General features: G+C 52.3%; 21 protein-coding genes. 15 read left to right on the top strand and 6 right to left on the bottom strand.

Features of this window, described 5'->3' with window-relative positions; genetic code table 11:
- Positions 1–5 precede the first annotated feature (5 nt).
- From secY to ACGS9J_RS26500, 10 genes are all read left to right on the top strand, one after another.
- Positions 6–1,337 (top strand): preprotein translocase subunit SecY, encoded by a 1,332-nt coding sequence (gene secY, locus ACGS9J_RS26545; protein ID WP_004929740.1) that lies wholly within the window; start codon positions 6–8, stop codon positions 1,335–1,337.
- 33 nt (positions 1,338–1,370) lie between these two features.
- Positions 1,371–1,487 carry a 50S ribosomal protein L36 gene (gene rpmJ / locus ACGS9J_RS26540; protein WP_002227352.1) on the top strand — a complete coding sequence of 39 codons (117 nt, stop codon included), beginning with the start codon at positions 1,371–1,373 and terminating at the stop codon, positions 1,485–1,487.
- A gap of 146 nt (positions 1,488–1,633) precedes the next feature.
- Positions 1,634–1,990, top strand: coding sequence for a 30S ribosomal protein S13 (gene rpsM, locus ACGS9J_RS26535; RefSeq protein WP_442233556.1), 357 nt, complete (start codon positions 1,634–1,636; stop codon positions 1,988–1,990).
- Positions 1,991–2,006: 16 nt separating this feature from the next.
- Complete coding sequence (gene rpsK, locus ACGS9J_RS26530; RefSeq protein ID WP_004951128.1) at positions 2,007–2,396, top strand: 30S ribosomal protein S11; 390 nt, start codon at positions 2,007–2,009, stop codon at positions 2,394–2,396.
- A 30-nt stretch (positions 2,397–2,426) separates the two neighbouring features.
- Complete coding sequence (gene rpsD / locus ACGS9J_RS26525) at positions 2,427–3,047, top strand: 30S ribosomal protein S4 (protein WP_004951125.1); 621 nt, start codon at positions 2,427–2,429, stop codon at positions 3,045–3,047.
- Between the two features lie 25 nt (positions 3,048–3,072).
- Positions 3,073–4,062 carry a DNA-directed RNA polymerase subunit alpha gene (locus tag ACGS9J_RS26520; RefSeq protein ID WP_002919219.1) on the top strand — a complete coding sequence of 330 codons (990 nt, stop codon included), beginning with the start codon at positions 3,073–3,075 and terminating at the stop codon, positions 4,060–4,062.
- A gap of 40 nt (positions 4,063–4,102) precedes the next feature.
- A complete protein-coding gene (rplQ, locus tag ACGS9J_RS26515; RefSeq protein WP_004929726.1) occupies positions 4,103–4,492 on the top strand; it encodes a 50S ribosomal protein L17 in 390 nt (129 codons plus the stop codon).
- A gap of 148 nt (positions 4,493–4,640) precedes the next feature.
- Positions 4,641–5,015 carry a DUF1992 domain-containing protein gene (locus ACGS9J_RS26510; protein WP_442233555.1) on the top strand — a complete coding sequence of 125 codons (375 nt, stop codon included), beginning with the start codon at positions 4,641–4,643 and terminating at the stop codon, positions 5,013–5,015.
- A complete protein-coding gene (gene zntR / locus ACGS9J_RS26505; protein WP_442233554.1) occupies positions 5,015–5,446 on the top strand; it encodes a Zn(2+)-responsive transcriptional regulator in 432 nt (143 codons plus the stop codon). Before ACGS9J_RS26510 ends, zntR begins: the two co-directional genes overlap by 1 nt.
- 84 nt (positions 5,447–5,530) lie before the next feature.
- Entirely contained in the window at positions 5,531–5,737 is a 207-nt protein-coding gene (locus ACGS9J_RS26500; protein ID WP_020837228.1) for an alternative ribosome-rescue factor A, read from the top strand.
- Positions 5,738–5,794: 57 nt separating this feature from the next.
- Here ACGS9J_RS26500 and mscL read toward each other — a convergent pair whose 3' ends face one another.
- The 5 genes from mscL to def form a co-directional block, all read right to left on the bottom strand.
- Positions 5,795–6,211, bottom strand: a complete 417-nt coding sequence (gene mscL, locus ACGS9J_RS26495; protein ID WP_126485685.1) for a large-conductance mechanosensitive channel protein MscL — start codon at positions 6,209–6,211, stop codon at positions 5,795–5,797.
- 143 nt (positions 6,212–6,354) lie between these two features.
- Entirely contained in the window at positions 6,355–7,731 is a 1,377-nt protein-coding gene (gene trkA, locus ACGS9J_RS26490; protein ID WP_020837226.1) for a Trk system potassium transporter TrkA, read from the bottom strand.
- A gap of 77 nt (positions 7,732–7,808) precedes the next feature.
- Positions 7,809–9,098, bottom strand: coding sequence for a 16S rRNA (cytosine(967)-C(5))-methyltransferase RsmB (gene rsmB / locus ACGS9J_RS26485; protein WP_442233553.1), 1,290 nt, complete (start codon positions 9,096–9,098; stop codon positions 7,809–7,811).
- Positions 9,099–9,171: 73 nt separating this feature from the next.
- Complete coding sequence (gene fmt, locus ACGS9J_RS26480) at positions 9,172–10,116, bottom strand: methionyl-tRNA formyltransferase (protein WP_442233552.1); 945 nt, start codon at positions 10,114–10,116, stop codon at positions 9,172–9,174.
- A gap of 17 nt (positions 10,117–10,133) precedes the next feature.
- Positions 10,134–10,643, bottom strand: coding sequence for a peptide deformylase (gene def, locus ACGS9J_RS26475; RefSeq protein ID WP_442233551.1), 510 nt, complete (start codon positions 10,641–10,643; stop codon positions 10,134–10,136).
- Positions 10,644–10,776: 133 nt separating this feature from the next.
- Between def and dprA the strand changes: the two genes are divergently transcribed.
- Genes dprA through aroE form a run of 5 tightly spaced genes read left to right on the top strand, consistent with a single transcriptional unit; the run spans position 10,777 to position 14,321 of the window.
- The gene (dprA, locus tag ACGS9J_RS26470; protein ID WP_442233550.1) at positions 10,777–11,898 is read left to right on the top strand and encodes a DNA-protecting protein DprA; all 1,122 of its coding nucleotides are present in this window, start codon (positions 10,777–10,779) and stop codon (positions 11,896–11,898) included.
- Positions 11,870–12,343, top strand: a complete 474-nt coding sequence (smg, locus tag ACGS9J_RS26465) for a DUF494 family protein Smg (protein ID WP_012147203.1) — start codon at positions 11,870–11,872, stop codon at positions 12,341–12,343. The genes dprA and smg overlap by 29 nt, the downstream gene beginning before the upstream one ends.
- Positions 12,344–12,368: 25 nt before the next feature.
- Positions 12,369–12,914 carry a topoisomerase DNA-binding C4 zinc finger domain-containing protein gene (locus ACGS9J_RS26460; RefSeq protein ID WP_442233549.1) on the top strand — a complete coding sequence of 182 codons (546 nt, stop codon included), beginning with the start codon at positions 12,369–12,371 and terminating at the stop codon, positions 12,912–12,914.
- A gap of 7 nt (positions 12,915–12,921) precedes the next feature.
- Entirely contained in the window at positions 12,922–13,491 is a 570-nt protein-coding gene (tsaC, locus tag ACGS9J_RS26455; RefSeq protein ID WP_442233548.1) for an L-threonylcarbamoyladenylate synthase type 1 TsaC, read from the top strand.
- An 11-nt stretch (positions 13,492–13,502) separates the two neighbouring features.
- Positions 13,503–14,321 carry a shikimate dehydrogenase gene (aroE, locus tag ACGS9J_RS26450; RefSeq protein WP_442233547.1) on the top strand — a complete coding sequence of 273 codons (819 nt, stop codon included), beginning with the start codon at positions 13,503–13,505 and terminating at the stop codon, positions 14,319–14,321.
- 37 nt (positions 14,322–14,358) lie between these two features.
- Here the strand turns inward: aroE and ACGS9J_RS26445 are convergent, their stop codons facing one another.
- Complete coding sequence (locus ACGS9J_RS26445; RefSeq protein WP_442233546.1) at positions 14,359–14,901, bottom strand: gamma carbonic anhydrase family protein; 543 nt, start codon at positions 14,899–14,901, stop codon at positions 14,359–14,361.
- Positions 14,902–15,163: the final 262 nt, after the last annotated feature.

The raw sequence follows: 15,163 nt of genomic DNA, 5'->3' as shown, positions 1-15,163 counted from the left end.
AGCAGATGGCTAAGCAACCAGGATTAGATTTTCAAAGTGCTAAAGGCGGACTCGGCGAGCTGAAGCGCAGACTTTTGTTTGTAATCGGCGCGCTGATTGTCTTCCGTATCGGCTCTTTTATTCCGATTCCTGGTATCGATGCCACTGTGCTTGCCAAATTGCTCGAGCAGCAGAGAGGCACTATCATTGAAATGTTTAACATGTTCTCTGGTGGTGCCCTCAGCCGTGCTTCTATCTTTGCTCTGGGGATCATGCCGTATATTTCGGCGTCGATCATTATCCAGCTGTTAACGGTGGTTCATCCAGCGTTGGCAGAAATTAAGAAAGAAGGGGAGGCTGGCCGTCGTAAGATTAGCCAGTACACCCGCTACGGTACGCTGGTGTTGGCCATATTCCAGTCGATCGGTATTGCTACCGGTCTACCGAATATGCCTGGTATGCAGGGTCTGGTGTTAAACCCAGGCTTTGCATTCTACTTTACTGCAGTAGTGAGCTTGGTTACCGGGACAATGTTCCTGATGTGGCTGGGTGAACAGATTACTGAACGCGGTATCGGTAACGGTATCTCGATCATTATCTTCGCAGGTATTGTAGCGGGACTCCCGCCGGCAGTGGCCCATACTATTGAGCAAGCCCGGCAAGGCGACCTGCACTTCCTCCTGTTGCTGTTGGTTGCAGTATTAGTGTTTGCAGTAACCTTCTTCGTTGTTTTCATCGAACGTGGTCAACGTCGTATCGTCGTTAACTATGCGAAGCGTCAACAAGGTCGTCGTGTTTATGCAGCACAGAGCACACACTTACCGTTGAAAGTGAACATGGCAGGGGTTATCCCGGCAATCTTCGCTTCCAGCATTATTCTGTTCCCTGCCACGATTGCATCATGGTTTGGGGGCGGTACCGGTTGGAACTGGCTGACAACGATTTCGCTGTATTTGCAGCCAGGGCAACCGCTTTATGTGTTACTCTATGCGTCTGCAATCATCTTCTTCTGTTTCTTTTACACGGCGTTGGTTTTCAACCCGCGTGAGACAGCAGATAACCTGAAGAAGTCCGGTGCCTTCGTACCAGGAATTCGTCCGGGAGAGCAAACGGCGAAGTACATCGATAAAGTAATGACGCGTTTAACCCTGGTGGGCGCGATGTACATTACTTTCATCTGCCTGATCCCGGAGTTCATGCGTGATGCAATGAAAGTACCATTCTACTTTGGTGGTACCTCGCTACTGATCGTGGTTGTCGTCATCATGGACTTTATGGCTCAAGTGCAAACTCTGATGATGTCAAGTCAGTACGAGTCTGCATTGAAGAAAGCAAACCTGAAAGGCTATAACCGCTAACCAGGTGCGTTTGAGAAGTTACGGAGAGTAAAAATGAAAGTTCGTGCTTCCGTCAAGAAATTATGTCGTAACTGCAAAATCGTTAAGCGTAACGGTGTCGTTCGTGTGATTTGCAGCGCCGAGCCGAAGCATAAACAGCGTCAAGGCTGATTATCTCGCATATTTTTCTTGCAAAGTTGGGTTGAGCTGGCTAGATTAGCCAGCCAATCTTTTGTATGTAGCTGCAACATTATTTGAGTATCCTGAAAACGGGCTTTTCAGAATGGTGTTGCCGTATAAAATAGTAGGAGTGCATAGTGGCCCGTATAGCAGGCATTAACATTCCTGATCATAAACATACCGTAATTGCCTTAACGGCGATCTTCGGAATCGGTAAAACCCGCTCACAGTCTATCTGTGCGGCCACGGGTATTGCTGAACATGTTAAGATCAGTGAGCTGTCTGAAGAGCAAATTGAACAGCTGCGTGAAGCAGTCGCCAAATTCACTGTAGAAGGTGATTTGCGTCGTGAAGTTACCCTGAGCATCAAGCGTCTGATGGATCTTGGTACATACCGTGGTTTGCGTCATCGTCGTGGTCTGCCAGTTCGCGGTCAGCGTACGAAGACCAACGCACGTACCCGTAAGGGTCCGCGTAAACCGATCAAGAAATAATCAGGGTGATTGAATAATGGCAAAGGCACCTGTTCGTACACGTAAGCGTGTAAGAAAGCAAGTCTCTGACGGCGTGGCTCATGTCCATGCTTCTTTCAACAACACCATTGTGACTATTACCGATCGTCAGGGTAATGCATTGGGTTGGGCAACTGCCGGTGGTTCTGGTTTCCGTGGTTCTCGTAAGTCAACTCCGTTTGCAGCTCAGGTTGCAGCCGAACGTTGTGCTGACGCAGTAAAAGAATACGGTATCAAGAACCTGGAAGTTATGGTTAAGGGACCGGGTCCGGGTCGCGAATCAACTATTCGTGCACTGAACGCCGCAGGTTTCCGCATCACTAACATTACTGATGTGACTCCTATCCCTCACAACGGTTGTCGTCCGCCGAAAAAGCGTCGCGTATAACGCTGCTTTTAGGTTAGTTGGAGAAAGAAAATGGCAAGATATTTGGGTCCTAAGCTCAAGCTTAGCCGCCGTGAGGGCACAGACCTGTTCCTGAAGTCTGGCGTTCGCGCGATCGATACCAAGTGTAAAATTGAGCAACCGCCTGGTCAACACGGTGCGCGTAAACCGCGTCTGTCTGACTATGGTGTACAGTTACGTGAGAAGCAAAAAGTTCGCCGTATGTACGGTGTTCTGGAGCGTCAATTCCGTAACTATTACAAAGAAGCAGCACGCCTGAAGGGCAACACCGGTGCAAACCTGTTGCAACTGCTGGAAGGTCGTTTGGACAACGTTGTTTACCGTATGGGCTTCGGCGCTACTCGTGCAGAGTCACGTCAGTTGGTTAGCCACAAAGCAATTATGGTAAATGGTCGCGTTGTTAACATCGCTTCTTATCAGGTATCTCCGAATGACGTAGTCAGCATCCGCGAGAAAGCTAAAAAGCAATCTCGTGTTAAAGCTTCTCTGGAGCTGGCTGAGCAGCGTGAAAAGCCGACTTGGCTTGAAGTTGATGCTGCTAAGATGGAAGGCGTGTTCAAGCGTATGCCTGAACGTACCGATCTGTCTGCGGACATTAACGAACACCTGATCGTCGAGCTTTACTCCAAGTAAGGCTTAGTACCAAAGAGAGGACACAATGCAGGGTTCTGTGACAGAGTTTCTAAAACCGCGCCTGGTAGATATCGAGCAAGTCAGTTCGACGCACGCCAAGGTGACCCTTGAGCCTTTAGAGCGTGGCTTTGGCCATACTCTTGGCAACGCACTGCGCCGTATTCTGCTTTCATCTATGCCGGGTTGCGCGGTGACCGAGGTTGAGATTGATGGTGTACTGCACGAGTACAGCACCAAAGAAGGCGTACAGGAAGATATCCTGGAGATCCTGCTCAACCTGAAAGGGCTGGCGGTGAGAGTTCAAGGCAAAGATGAAGTTATTCTTACCCTGAATAAATCTGGCATTGGCCCTGTGACCGCTGCCGACATTACCCATGATGGTGATGTCGAAATCGTCAAGCCTCAGCACGTGATCTGCCACCTGACCGATGAAAACGCTGCTATCAGCATGCGTATCAAAGTTCAACGTGGTCGTGGTTATGTGCCGGCTTCTGCCCGAATTCATTCGGAAGAAGATGAGCGCCCGATCGGTCGTCTGTTGGTTGACGCATGCTATAGCCCTGTAGAGCGTATTGCCTACAATGTTGAAGCAGCGCGTGTAGAACAGCGTACTGACCTGGACAAGCTGGTAATCGAAATGGAAACCAATGGCACGATCGATCCTGAAGAGGCGATCCGCCGTGCGGCAACCATCCTGGCCGAACAACTTGAAGCCTTCGTTGACTTGCGTGATGTACGTCAACCGGAAGTTAAAGAAGAAAAACCAGAGTTCGATCCGATCCTGCTGCGCCCTGTTGACGATCTGGAATTGACTGTCCGCTCTGCTAACTGCCTTAAGGCAGAAGCTATCCACTACATCGGTGATCTGGTACAGCGTACCGAGGTTGAGTTGCTGAAAACGCCGAACCTGGGTAAAAAATCTCTTACTGAGATTAAAGACGTGCTGGCCTCCCGTGGACTTTCTCTGGGCATGCGCCTGGAAAATTGGCCACCGGCAAGCATTGCTGACGAGTAACCGGATCACAGGTTAAGGTTTTACTGAGAAGGATAAGGTCATGCGCCATCGTAAGAGTGGTCGTCAACTGAACCGTAACAGCAGCCATCGCCAGGCTATGTTCCGTAACATGGCCGGCTCTTTGGTTCGTCATGAGATCATCAAGACGACCTTGCCAAAAGCGAAAGAGCTGCGTCGCGTTGTTGAGCCGCTGATTACTCTTGCCAAGACCGACAGCGTAGCTAATCGTCGTCTGGCATTCGCCCGTACTCGTGATAACGAGATCGTGGCAAAACTGTTTAACGAGCTGGGCCCGCGTTTTGCGAGCCGTGCCGGTGGTTACACTCGCATTCTGAAGTGTGGCTTCCGCGCAGGCGACAACGCGCCGATGGCATACATCGAGCTGGTTGATCGTGCTGAGTCTCAAGCAGAAGTAGCAACTGCAGAGTAATCTGTAGACGCGTGAAAAAACCGGGCTTGCCCGGTTTTTTTACGTCCATCATCAGCCAAACGTGCGTTCTTCCCCCCGCCAGACTTAAGATCCCCCTCCCTATCCGCTATGCTAACGCTATGAATCAGGTCAGTTGAGAGATCATGCTATGTGGTTACTCGATCAATGGGCGGAACGTCATATTCTTGATGCGCAGGCGAAAGGTGAGTTGGATAACTTGCCAGGCCAGGGGCAACCGCTAGAGTTGGATGATGACAGTACAGTACCACCTGAGTTGCGTACCGGCTTTCGTCTGTTGAAAAATGCTGGCTATCTACCCACCGAGCTTGAAGACCGTAAAGAGGCTCTGAATATTGCCCGTGTACTGCAGGGAATTGATAGTGAGCACCCAGACTATGTCGAACTTGGAAAGCGGATGACGCTGTTGGAACACCGTCTTCGCCAGGCTGGGATGAGCACCGATTTTTTGCACGGTGAATATCAGAGAGCATTAAGTGGCAAGTTTGCACCGGAGGAAGAGTGATGTTTAAGATTGGCCAACTGGCAAAACTTGCTGACGTAACGCCGGACACCGTGCGCTATTACGAGAAGCAGGGAATGATGGATCATAACATTCGTACCGAAGGCGGCTATCGCTTGTACAGCGATCAGGATCTGCAACGGTTGCGTTTTATCCGTTATGCCAAGCAGCTCGGCTTTACGTTGGAAACTATCGCCGAACTGCTGTCGATCCGTGTTGATCCTGAGCATCATACCTGTCGGGAATCGAAGTCGATCGTCGATGCGCGATTGAATGAAGTAGAGAACAAACTTAAGGAGCTAAAGCGGATGCGTGAATCGCTAAAGCGTCTTAGTGATGCCTGTTGTGGCAGCGCGCATACCAGCAATTATTGTTCTATTCTGGAAGCGCTGGAGCAGGGCGCCAGTGATGAAAAAGTGAAAAAAGGTGCCTGATAAGGTAGGGAGCTCTTTAATTTTTACCTCACCGGCAGTATTATCACCTCGTTTTATAACCATACATTAATAAGGCGAATTATCATGACTCAATACCGACATACCAAAGGTAAGATCCAGGACAATGCCATTGAGGCACTGTTACACGATCCATTATTCCGCCAAAGGGTAGAGAAAAATACCAAAGGGAAGGGCAGCTACCGGCGTAAAGACAAACACGCAAAAGGCGGTAACTGGGAGGCCAGTGGTAAACTATCAAACGATAATTTACCACTGGCCTTCTGGTTTTAAGACATTAAAAAAGCCATCGTATTAAGATGGCTTTTTATTAGCGCAGGATAAACTGATTTACAGTTTGGGCTGCTGCTGTTGGCTCAGCAAATCGCGAATTTCAGTCAGCAGTTTTTCTTCTGCAGTGGGGGCAGGAGGAGCTGCCGGTTCTTCAGCTTGCTTGCGGCGCATTCTGTTCATTAATTTAATGGCCAGGAAAATAGCGAAGGCGACAATGACGAAATCAAAAACGGTTTGAATGAAAGAACCGTAGTTCATTACCACGGCAGGAACGGCACCCTGAGCTTCCCGCAGTACCAGGTGGAACTGCTTGAAATCAACGCCGCCAATCAGTAAACCCAGCGGTGGCATGATGATATCTGCAACGAAAGACGATACGATTTTACCGAAGGCAGCGCCGATAATCACACCGACGGCCAGATCGACCACGTTGCCACGCATGGCAAACTCGCGGAACTCTTTCAACATACTCATAGAACACCCCTCAAAGAAATTAATAACACAAGTTTAACAAAGCAATTTCCCTTTGCCACAATAAGCAGAGAAAAGATTTTATCCCTTCTTACCCACGGTAGCGAATATCAACCTGATTATAGACCATGGCCAATTAATTCGTTCTACAGGAAGAATGGGCTTGGCTGGAACAAACGTTCAACGTCAGGAACGAACTTTTTATCGGTAATAAACATAATGACGTGATCGCCCTGTTCGATTTTGCTGCTGCCATTAGCAATAATAACGTCATCACCGCGTACAATGGCGCCGATGGTGGTACCCGGTGGTAATTTAATATCTTCAACAATGCGACCCACCACTTTCGACGTACTTTCATCGCCGTGTGCAATGGCTTCGATGGCTTCCGCCACGCCACGGCGCAGAGAGGAAACGCTGACTATATCCGCTTTACGTACGTGGCCCAACAGCGCCGAGATCGTGGCTTGCTGTGGGGAAATGGCAATGTCGATTACGCTGCCTTGCACCAGGTCAACATAGGCACGACGCTGGATCAGCACCATCACCTTTTTGGCGCCCATGCGTTTGGCAAGCATGGCTGACATAATATTGGCTTCATCATCATTGGTGATGGCGATAAAGACATCCACCTGATCAACATGTTCTTCCGCCAGGAGTTCCTGGTCAGAGGCATCGCCATAAAACACGATCGTGTCATGCAACTGTTCGGCTAACTCTGTGGCACGCTGCTGATTACGTTCGATCAGCTTCACGTTGTAGGATTTCTCCAGTCGCTGTGCCAGGCCTGCACCGACGTTACCGCCGCCGACAATCATGATACGTTTATAGGGTTTTTCCAGTCGTTGCAGCTCACTCATTACCGCACGAATGTGCTGTGAAGCGGCAACAAAGAACACCTCGTCGCCGGCCTCGATAATGGTGGAGCCTTGCGGGCGAATAGGCCGATCCTGACGGAAGATGGCGGCAACGCGCGTATCAATATGCGGCATATGTTCGCGCATAGAAGACAGGGCATTACCCACTAACGGGCCGCCATAATAGGCTTTTACTGCGGCAATGCTGACTTTACCTTCTGCAAAATTCACTACCTGCAGAGCACCCGGGTATTCAATCAATTTATAAATGTAATCGATAACCAGCTGTTCCGGTGAAATCAGATGATCAATTGGCACCGCTTCCGGCTGAAAAAGCTTCTCTGATTCGCGGATATATTCTGGTGCGCGGATACGGGCGATGCGGTTCGGCGTATTAAACAGCGAGTAGGCAATCTGGCAGGCAATCATATTGGTTTCGTCAGAGTTAGTGACCGCAACCAGCATATCGGCATCTTCTGCGCCTGCTTCTCGCAGTACGCGCGGGTGGGAACCGTAGCCCTGAACAACCCGCAGGTCAAACTTATCCTGTAACTGACGCAGGCGGCCGGAGTCGGTATCCACGACGGTAATATCGTTGTTTTCGCCGACCAGGTTTTCCGCCAGTGTCCCACCAACCTGACCTGCGCCAAGAATAATTATTTTCATTCGCTTCTCTGCTTCACACTGAAACCGCTGAAGATGGTCTGAAAGGGCGCAACAGCCGCGCCCTGAGTACTGAACAGCTACATTTTAATCAGCTTAGCGTAAAAGAAGCCATCCCCATCCTCTGGATGCGGAAGATTCTGTCGGCCAGGCTGTTGCTCGTTGCCGGTTTCAACCAGGCGAGCATCGGGATGACGCTGGAGGAAGGCGGTAATCTGCTCAGCGTTCTCCGCCGGCAGGATTGAGCAGGTGGCGTATACCATCACCCCACCCTTTTTGAGATGTGGCCAAATGGCTTCAATAATCTCGGCCTGCAGTGCGGCCAGTTCAGCTATATCACTGTCGCGACGCAACCATTTGATGTCCGGATGACGACGGATCACACCAGTGGCAGAGCACGGGGCATCCAGCAAAATGCGATCGAATTGCTTATCGCCGCACCATTGTTGCGGTGTGCGACCATCGCCTTGCTTCACTTCGGCGTGTAAACGCAGGCGTTGCAGGTTTTCTTTGACCCGGCTCAGGCGCTGCTCATCGATATCGACCGCCATCACATGGGCCTTGGGAGCCGCCTCTAGAATATGGGTGGTTTTGCCACCGGGAGCTGCGCACAGATCGAGGATCTGTTCCCCATCCTGTGGATCCAGGAGATCGACACAACCTTGAGCGGAAGCATCCTGCACCGTGACCCAGCCGTCGGCAAAACCAGGCAGGTCGGTAACGGCGCAGGGGGCCAGCAGGCGTACTGCATCGCGATATTCGGCATGTGGTTCAGCGGCAATGCCCGCTTGTTCCATCAACCGCAGGTAGTCTTCGCGAGTGTGATGAAGGCGGCTGACACGCAGCCACATCGGTGGTTTCTGATTGTTGGCCTCAACGATTTGTTCCCACTGCGCAGGATAGGCCTGTTGGATGCGCTTCAACAGCCAGCTTGGATGCAGATAGCGGCTGTCATTATTGGCGGCGCGTTGCAACAGTTCATCCTGCTGGCGCTGGAACTGGCGCAAGACGCCGTTGATCAGCCCTTTAAGCTGCGGTCGCTTCAGTGCCACTGCGCCTTCCACGGTTTCCGCCAACACCGCATGAGCGGGGATACGGGTATACAGCAGTTGATACAGGCCAACCATCAGCAAATAGTGCAGCGTGCGCTGTTTACCGGTCATTGGCTTGGCCATCAATTGCTGAATGCACCATTCCAACTGCGGCAGTACGCGCAGGGTGCCGAAGCACAGCTCCTGGAGCAGAGCACGGTCCTTGTCAGAAATGGTTTTTTGCAGTGGCGGCAGGACAGTACTGAGTGACTGACCCTGGTCCAGCACTTGGCCGATGGCTTTGGCAGCGTGGCTTCGGAGATTGTAATTATTTTTCATAGGCTAAAGCTGATAACGATCGGCGTTAAGAAAGAAACAGCCCGGCGATTATCGGCCGGGCAGTGGGGGCGGTTTATAACCGGTTGCCCGGGGTAAACCATTCACGGCGTGAGTTCAGCAGATCCTGCGCCGACATGGGTTTTTTACCCGCCGGCTGCAGTTGGGTCAGGTTGAGGATACCCTCGGCGGTAGCCACCTGAATGCCGTGTTTATCGGCATGAATGATGGTGCCGGGTTCTGGGCTGGCACTTTGCTCCAGCACGGTTGCCTGCCACACTTTTACCGGCTGATCGTCAATGGTGAAATAGCTGACTGGCCACGGGTTAAAGGCGCGAATACAGCGTTCAAGCTGCACGGCTGACAGGCTCCAGTCCAGACGAGCTTCTTCTTTGCTCAGCTTCTCGGCGTAAGTGACCAGCGATTCATCCTGAACTTCACGTTTGGCCGAACCTTCGGCCATTTGCTGCAGCGTGGTCAGCATGCCCTGCGGTCCGAGCTGCGCCAGCTTGTCGTACAGACTGGCGCTGGTGTCATCGGCTTCGATCGGGCAGGCGATTTTGTGCATCATATCGCCGGTGTCCAGACCCACGTCCATCTGCATGATGGTCACGCCGGTTTCGTTATCGCCGGCCCAGAGTGAACGTTGGATTGGCGCGGCACCGCGCCAGCGCGGCAGCAATGAACCGTGAACGTTGATGCAACCGAGTCGCGGCATATCCAGCACCGCTTTCGGCAGGATCAGACCATAAGCCACCACGACCATCACATCGGCGTTGAGATCGGCAACCAGGTGCTGGTTTTCTTCCGGGCGCAGTGATTTTGGTTGAAACACCGGTAAATGGTGCTGCTCGGCCAGAACCTTGACCGGGCTTGGCGTCAGCTTGTTGCCGCGACCGGCAGGGCGGTCGGGCTGGGTGAAAACCCCGACAATCTGGTGCCCAGATGACAACAGCGCGTCAAGATGACGCGCTGCGAAGTCTGGAGTTCCGGCGAAAATAATCCGTAAAGAGTCAGACACGTTGATTTCCTGCTCGGTTAGGCGCGCGCGTTAAACTTGGCCAATTTTTCCAGCTTCTGACGGATACGCTGGCGCTTCAGTGGCGACAGGTAATCGACGAACAGCTTGCCGACCAGGTGATCCATCTCGTGCTGAATACAGATGGCCAGCAGATCGTCGGCTTCCAGCTCAAAAGGCTTGCCGTCGCGGTCCAGCGCTTTGATTTTCACGTTAGCGGCGCGCGGGACTAAAGCACGCTGCTCAGGAATGGAAAGGCAACCTTCCTCGATCCCGGTTTCGCCGCTTTTTTCCAGCAGCTCCGGGTTGATCAGCACCAGGCGCTGATCGCGGTTTTCAGAAACGTCAATGACGATAATGCGCTGATGGATATCCACCTGTGTCGCAGCCAGGCCAATGCCTTCCTCTGCGTACATGGTTTCAAACATATCATCCACGATGCGCTGGATATTCGCATTGACTTCTTTTACCGGGGCCGCAACTTTGCGCAGCCGGTCATCTGGGTAATGTAATACCTGCAATACTGACATATATCTTGAGATCTGTATCCGAGTGATAAACGAGGTTTAGCTTCTATTCTAGACATTTCCCGGCCTGATTGACAGCATTGCGCACCAATTGCTCGAATTGGTAATACCACCATTTTCTGCGAGGGAACAGGCGATGCAGGCACAGGAAATCGGCTTACGGATGCGCGGGGTCACTGGGCTTGGCGCAGCGCGGGCCAGCCAGATAATACGGCAGATGCTATCGGCCGGTGGAGAGCCTTTTCGCTTGCTGCAGGAATTGGGACTGAATGCCCGGCAGCAGGCCCAATTTCGCCAGGCGGACCCGCGTTATCTGGCTGCCACGCTAACCTGGCTGGAACAGCCCGACCATTTTCTGTGGATCTACGGTGAGAGCGGTTATCCAGAGCAATTGCTTCATATCGACGATGCGCCGTTGCTGTTGCTGGTAAAAGGCAACCCGGAAGCCGTGCAGCAGCCGCAAGTCGCCATGGTCGGCAGCCGTCATTTCAGCCATTACGGTGAACACTGGGCCAACTATTTTGCCACCGGCCTGGTGCATTGTGGGTTTACCATCACCAGCGGACTGGCCCTCGGCATTGATAGTATCTGCCATCGCGCTGCACTGTCGGCACAAGGGTATACGGTTGCCGTTCTGGGCAGTGGCCTGGCCAATATCTATCCGCGTCGACATCGCCGCCTGGCCGAAAATATTACTGACAGCGGCGGGGCTTTGCTCTCTGAATACCTGGTCACCGATCTGCCGATGCCAGATCATTTCCCACGTCGTAACCGCATCATCAGTGGGTTAAGCCTGGGCGTGGTGGTGATTGAAGCCTCCCTGCGCAGCGGAACGCTGATTACCGCCCGTTGTGCGCTGGAGCAGGGGCGTGAGGTTTTCGCTTTGCCCGGTGCACTGGGTAACCCGATGAGCGAGGGAACACATTGGCTGATCCAACAAGGCGCCTATCTGGTTACCGGGCCAAAAGAGATCGCAGAACAGCTGGGAAGTGGTCTGCATTGGCTGTCGTTGAACGAAAATACAACTATTTGTGCGTCAGAAGCCGAAGTTGAATTGCCATTTGCCGATGTGTTGGCTAACGTAGGAGATGAGGTGACACCTGTTGACGTCGTCGCTGAACGTGCCGGCCAACCTGTGCCAGAGGTAGTAATCAAGTTACTCGATCTGGAGTTAGCAGGGTGGATCGCAGCTGTACCCGGCGGCTATGTCCGAATAAGGAGGGCAGGCCATGTTCGACGTACTGATGTACTTGTTTGAAACTTATATCCACAATGAACCAGAGATGCGCGTCGATCAGGATCAACTGACCGATGATCTCGCTCAGGCGGGGTTTCATCGGGATGATATCTACAACGCGTTGAATTGGCTTGAAAAACTCGCTGACCTGCAGGAAGGCGAAAATGCGCCGTATTTTATGGATGCCGATCCGCTGGCCATGCGGATTTACACCGAAGAAGAAGGCGTGCGTTTGGATGCCAGTTGCCGTGGTTTCCTCCTGTTCCTGGAGCAGATTCAGGTATTGAACCTCGAAACCCGTGAAATGGTTATCGATCGTGTTATGGCTTTGGATAACACGGAATTCGATCTCGAAGATCTGAAATGGGTGGTGCTGATGGTGTTGTTTAATATCCCTGGATATGAAAGCGCTTATCAGCAAATGGAAGAACTGTTGTTTGAAGTAAACGAAGGTTATCTGCACTGAGCCGATAACATGAATAGAAGAAGTTATGACAAAAGCAGCGATTTTTGCCGCCAGGCAAAATGAACCCTGTCCGGAATGCGGGGCCGAATTGGTGATCCGCAGTGGTCGCCACGGCCCTTTTCTCGGCTGTTCCCGTTATCCTGAATGCCAACATATTCGGCCGCTGAAAGCGCAGGCCGATGGGCATATCGTCAAAATGTTGGACGGGCAGGAATGCCCTAAATGCCAGGCGACGCTGGCATTGCGTCAGGGCCGTTACGGTATGTTTATCAGTTGCAGTAACTACCCAGAGTGCGATCACACCGAGGTTATCGACAAACCGGACGAAACCAGTATCAGCTGTCCGCAGTGCGGCCAGGGCAAACTGCTGCAGCGTAAATCGCGCTATGGCAAAATTTTTCACTCCTGTGATCGCTACCCTGAATGCCAGTTTGTCCTCAATTTTAAACCCGTCGCCGGCGAGTGCGAGTACTGCCACTATCCGCTGCTGATGGAAAAGCGTACGGCAAAAGGCCCAACCCTTTGCTGTGCCAGTAAACTGTGCGGCAAACCCGTAGCAACCACAGAATAATGACACCATGAACTCAGATACCACTTCCTTCTTTACCCCCATTATTAACGCGCTGCATCGTCAGCAGGTTATCGCTTATCCTACCGAAGCCGTATTTGGTCTGGGATGCGATCCTGACAGTGAACAAGCGGTTAATGCGTTGCTGGCTCTCAAACAACGCCCCTGGGAAAAGGGACTGATCCTCATCGCCGCCGATTATGTGCAGTTAGCACCTTATATAGATGACAGTGCGCTGAGCGAACGGCAGCGTGCTGCGATTTTTGCCAGTTGGCCAGGCCCTGTTACTTGGGTGATACCTGCCCGGCCGGAAACGTCACGCTTGCTGACAGGCCGTTTTAACTCTTTGGCGGTGCGGGTTAGCGATCATCCCTTGGTTCTGCAGCTTTGCCGACAGTTCGGGAAACCGCTGGTCTCGACCAGTGCCAACCTCAGTGGGCAAGATCCCTGCCGCAGTGCCGATGCGGTGCAGCAACAGTTTGGTACCGCGTTTCCGGTGTTAGCCGGCAGCGTCGGTGGCCGCCTTAACCCTTCAGAAATCAGAGATGCCCTGACCGGCGAACAGATCCGTCAAGGCTAGAGGTAATGTGAATGGAGAAGTTTGCAGTATTCGGTAACCCTATCAGCCACAGCAAATCGCCGCGCATTCATGCGTTGTTTGCCGCCCAAACCGGTATAGAGCACCCTTATGGTACGGTGTTGGCACCGCTGGACGGTTTCGAAACGACTCTGCAAGCGTTCATTCAGGCCGGTGGGCAGGGGGCGAACGTCACCGTGCCTTTTAAAGAGCATGCCTACCAAGCCGCGACTGAATTGAGTGAGCGTGCCTCGCTGGCCGGTGCGGTCAATACGCTAAAGGTGCTGCCGGACGGCGGGCTATTGGGTGACAATACCGATGGGATTGGGTTGCTGACCGATCTGGAACGCCAGGGATTGATCAAACCAAAGGATCGTATCCTGCTGGTGGGAGCCGGTGGCGCAGCGCGTGGCGTGATCTTGCCGCTGCTGTCTTTGGGTTGTGAGATGACGATCACTAACCGTACTTTCAGCCGCGCGCAAATACTGGCACAGGGCTTTCAGCATCTCGGTAAAATCTCCGCATTACCTCTGGATCAACTCGATCAACAACAGTTCGATTTAGTGATCAACGCTACGGCCTCCGGCATCAGTGGTGAGATCCCGGCATTGCCGGCTGGTGTGATCAATGGGCACACCTGTTGTTATGACATGTTTTATCAGCAGGGGTTAACGCCGTTTCTGACCTGGGCGCAGCAACAGGGCGCTACAGCCTATGCCGACGGATTAGGGATGCTGGTGGGGCAGGCCGCGCATGCGTTCCTGTTATGGCATGGTGTGATGCCGGAGATTGAACCGGTGCTGCGCCAGCTGCGTCGCGAGCTGGCGGCATAACCTTGGGCCCGTTCTCTCTTTAGGGAGCGGGCGCTGATCAGATATCTTCTGACAAATATTCGTCTTTCCAGCGTACATAGTTAGTAGAAGAGTAAAGTAACCCTTCTCGTTCGGCGGCGGTCAATGGACGAACCTGGCGCGCCGGGCTACCCATATAAAGATAACCGCTTGCCAGACGTTTACCCGGAGCCACCAGGCTGCCGGCTCCAATCATCACATCGTCTTCTATTACTGCACCATCCAAAAGGATCGAACCCATCCCGACCAGCACCCGGTTGCCGATGGCACAGCCGTGCAACATCGCTTTGTGCCCTACGGTAACATCTTCACCGATCAGCAATGGGTAACCTTCAGGGTTATGTTCGGACTTATGGGTCACGTGTAACACGCTGCCATCCTGAATATTACTGCGTGAACCGATTTTTACCGCGTTCACGTCGCCACGGATGGCAACCAACGGCCAGATGCTGACGTCATCGGCCAGCTCAACGTTGCCGATCACCACGCTGGAAGGGTCGATCATCACGCGCTGACCCAGTTTAGGAGAGTAATGAAGATAAGAACGTACTGCATCGGACATGGTAATAGCCTCACGTCAGGATCATATTTACCGGCAATACTAGACGTTGGCGGTGGAATTACAACCAATCGACGCAATGGATCCTAAGGAAAACAGCCCTGATCGCGCAAGATCCGCCCGAAAGGGCTGAAAAGTGTGCAAACAGAAAGAAAAGATCTAAAAAGGGGTTGTGCAAAAAACTCGGATCCCTATAATGCGCCTCCATCGACACGGAACATGTGAACAACTTCACAGAGTCTCCGGGGTTCGAAGAGAAAAAATC

It is taken from the genome of Serratia quinivorans, assembly GCF_052113645.1.
In the GTDB taxonomy this organism is placed as follows: Bacteria; Pseudomonadota; Gammaproteobacteria; order Enterobacterales; family Enterobacteriaceae; genus Serratia; species Serratia quinivorans_B.
Note: the sequence above shows the minus strand (reverse complement) of the source record. Positions and strands in the feature narration are given on the sequence as shown.

Coding starts and splice junctions, on each gene's coding strand:
- secY (WP_004929740.1), top strand. CDS start 6: ATGGCTAAGCAACCAGGATTAGATTTTCAAAGTGCTAAAGGCGGACTC.
- rpmJ (WP_002227352.1), top strand. CDS start 1,371: ATGAAAGTTCGTGCTTCCGTCAAGAAATTATGTCGTAACTGCAAAATC.
- rpsK (WP_004951128.1), top strand. CDS start 2,007: ATGGCAAAGGCACCTGTTCGTACACGTAAGCGTGTAAGAAAGCAAGTC.
- rpsD (WP_004951125.1), top strand. CDS start 2,427: ATGGCAAGATATTTGGGTCCTAAGCTCAAGCTTAGCCGCCGTGAGGGC.
- ACGS9J_RS26520 (WP_002919219.1), top strand. CDS start 3,073: ATGCAGGGTTCTGTGACAGAGTTTCTAAAACCGCGCCTGGTAGATATC.
- rplQ (WP_004929726.1), top strand. CDS start 4,103: ATGCGCCATCGTAAGAGTGGTCGTCAACTGAACCGTAACAGCAGCCAT.
- ACGS9J_RS26510 (WP_442233555.1), top strand. CDS start 4,641: ATGTGGTTACTCGATCAATGGGCGGAACGTCATATTCTTGATGCGCAG.
- zntR (WP_442233554.1), top strand. CDS start 5,015: ATGTTTAAGATTGGCCAACTGGCAAAACTTGCTGACGTAACGCCGGAC.
- ACGS9J_RS26500 (WP_020837228.1), top strand. CDS start 5,531: ATGACTCAATACCGACATACCAAAGGTAAGATCCAGGACAATGCCATT.
- mscL (WP_126485685.1), bottom strand. CDS start 6,211: ATGAGTATGTTGAAAGAGTTCCGCGAGTTTGCCATGCGTGGCAACGTG.
- trkA (WP_020837226.1), bottom strand. CDS start 7,731: ATGAAAATAATTATTCTTGGCGCAGGTCAGGTTGGTGGGACACTGGCG.
- rsmB (WP_442233553.1), bottom strand. CDS start 9,098: ATGAAAAATAATTACAATCTCCGAAGCCACGCTGCCAAAGCCATCGGC.
- def (WP_442233551.1), bottom strand. CDS start 10,643: ATGTCAGTATTGCAGGTATTACATTACCCAGATGACCGGCTGCGCAAA.
- dprA (WP_442233550.1), top strand. CDS start 10,777: ATGCAGGCACAGGAAATCGGCTTACGGATGCGCGGGGTCACTGGGCTT.
- smg (WP_012147203.1), top strand. CDS start 11,870: ATGTTCGACGTACTGATGTACTTGTTTGAAACTTATATCCACAATGAA.
- ACGS9J_RS26460 (WP_442233549.1), top strand. CDS start 12,369: ATGACAAAAGCAGCGATTTTTGCCGCCAGGCAAAATGAACCCTGTCCG.
- tsaC (WP_442233548.1), top strand. CDS start 12,922: ATGAACTCAGATACCACTTCCTTCTTTACCCCCATTATTAACGCGCTG.
- aroE (WP_442233547.1), top strand. CDS start 13,503: ATGGAGAAGTTTGCAGTATTCGGTAACCCTATCAGCCACAGCAAATCG.
- ACGS9J_RS26445 (WP_442233546.1), bottom strand. CDS start 14,901: ATGTCCGATGCAGTACGTTCTTATCTTCATTACTCTCCTAAACTGGGT.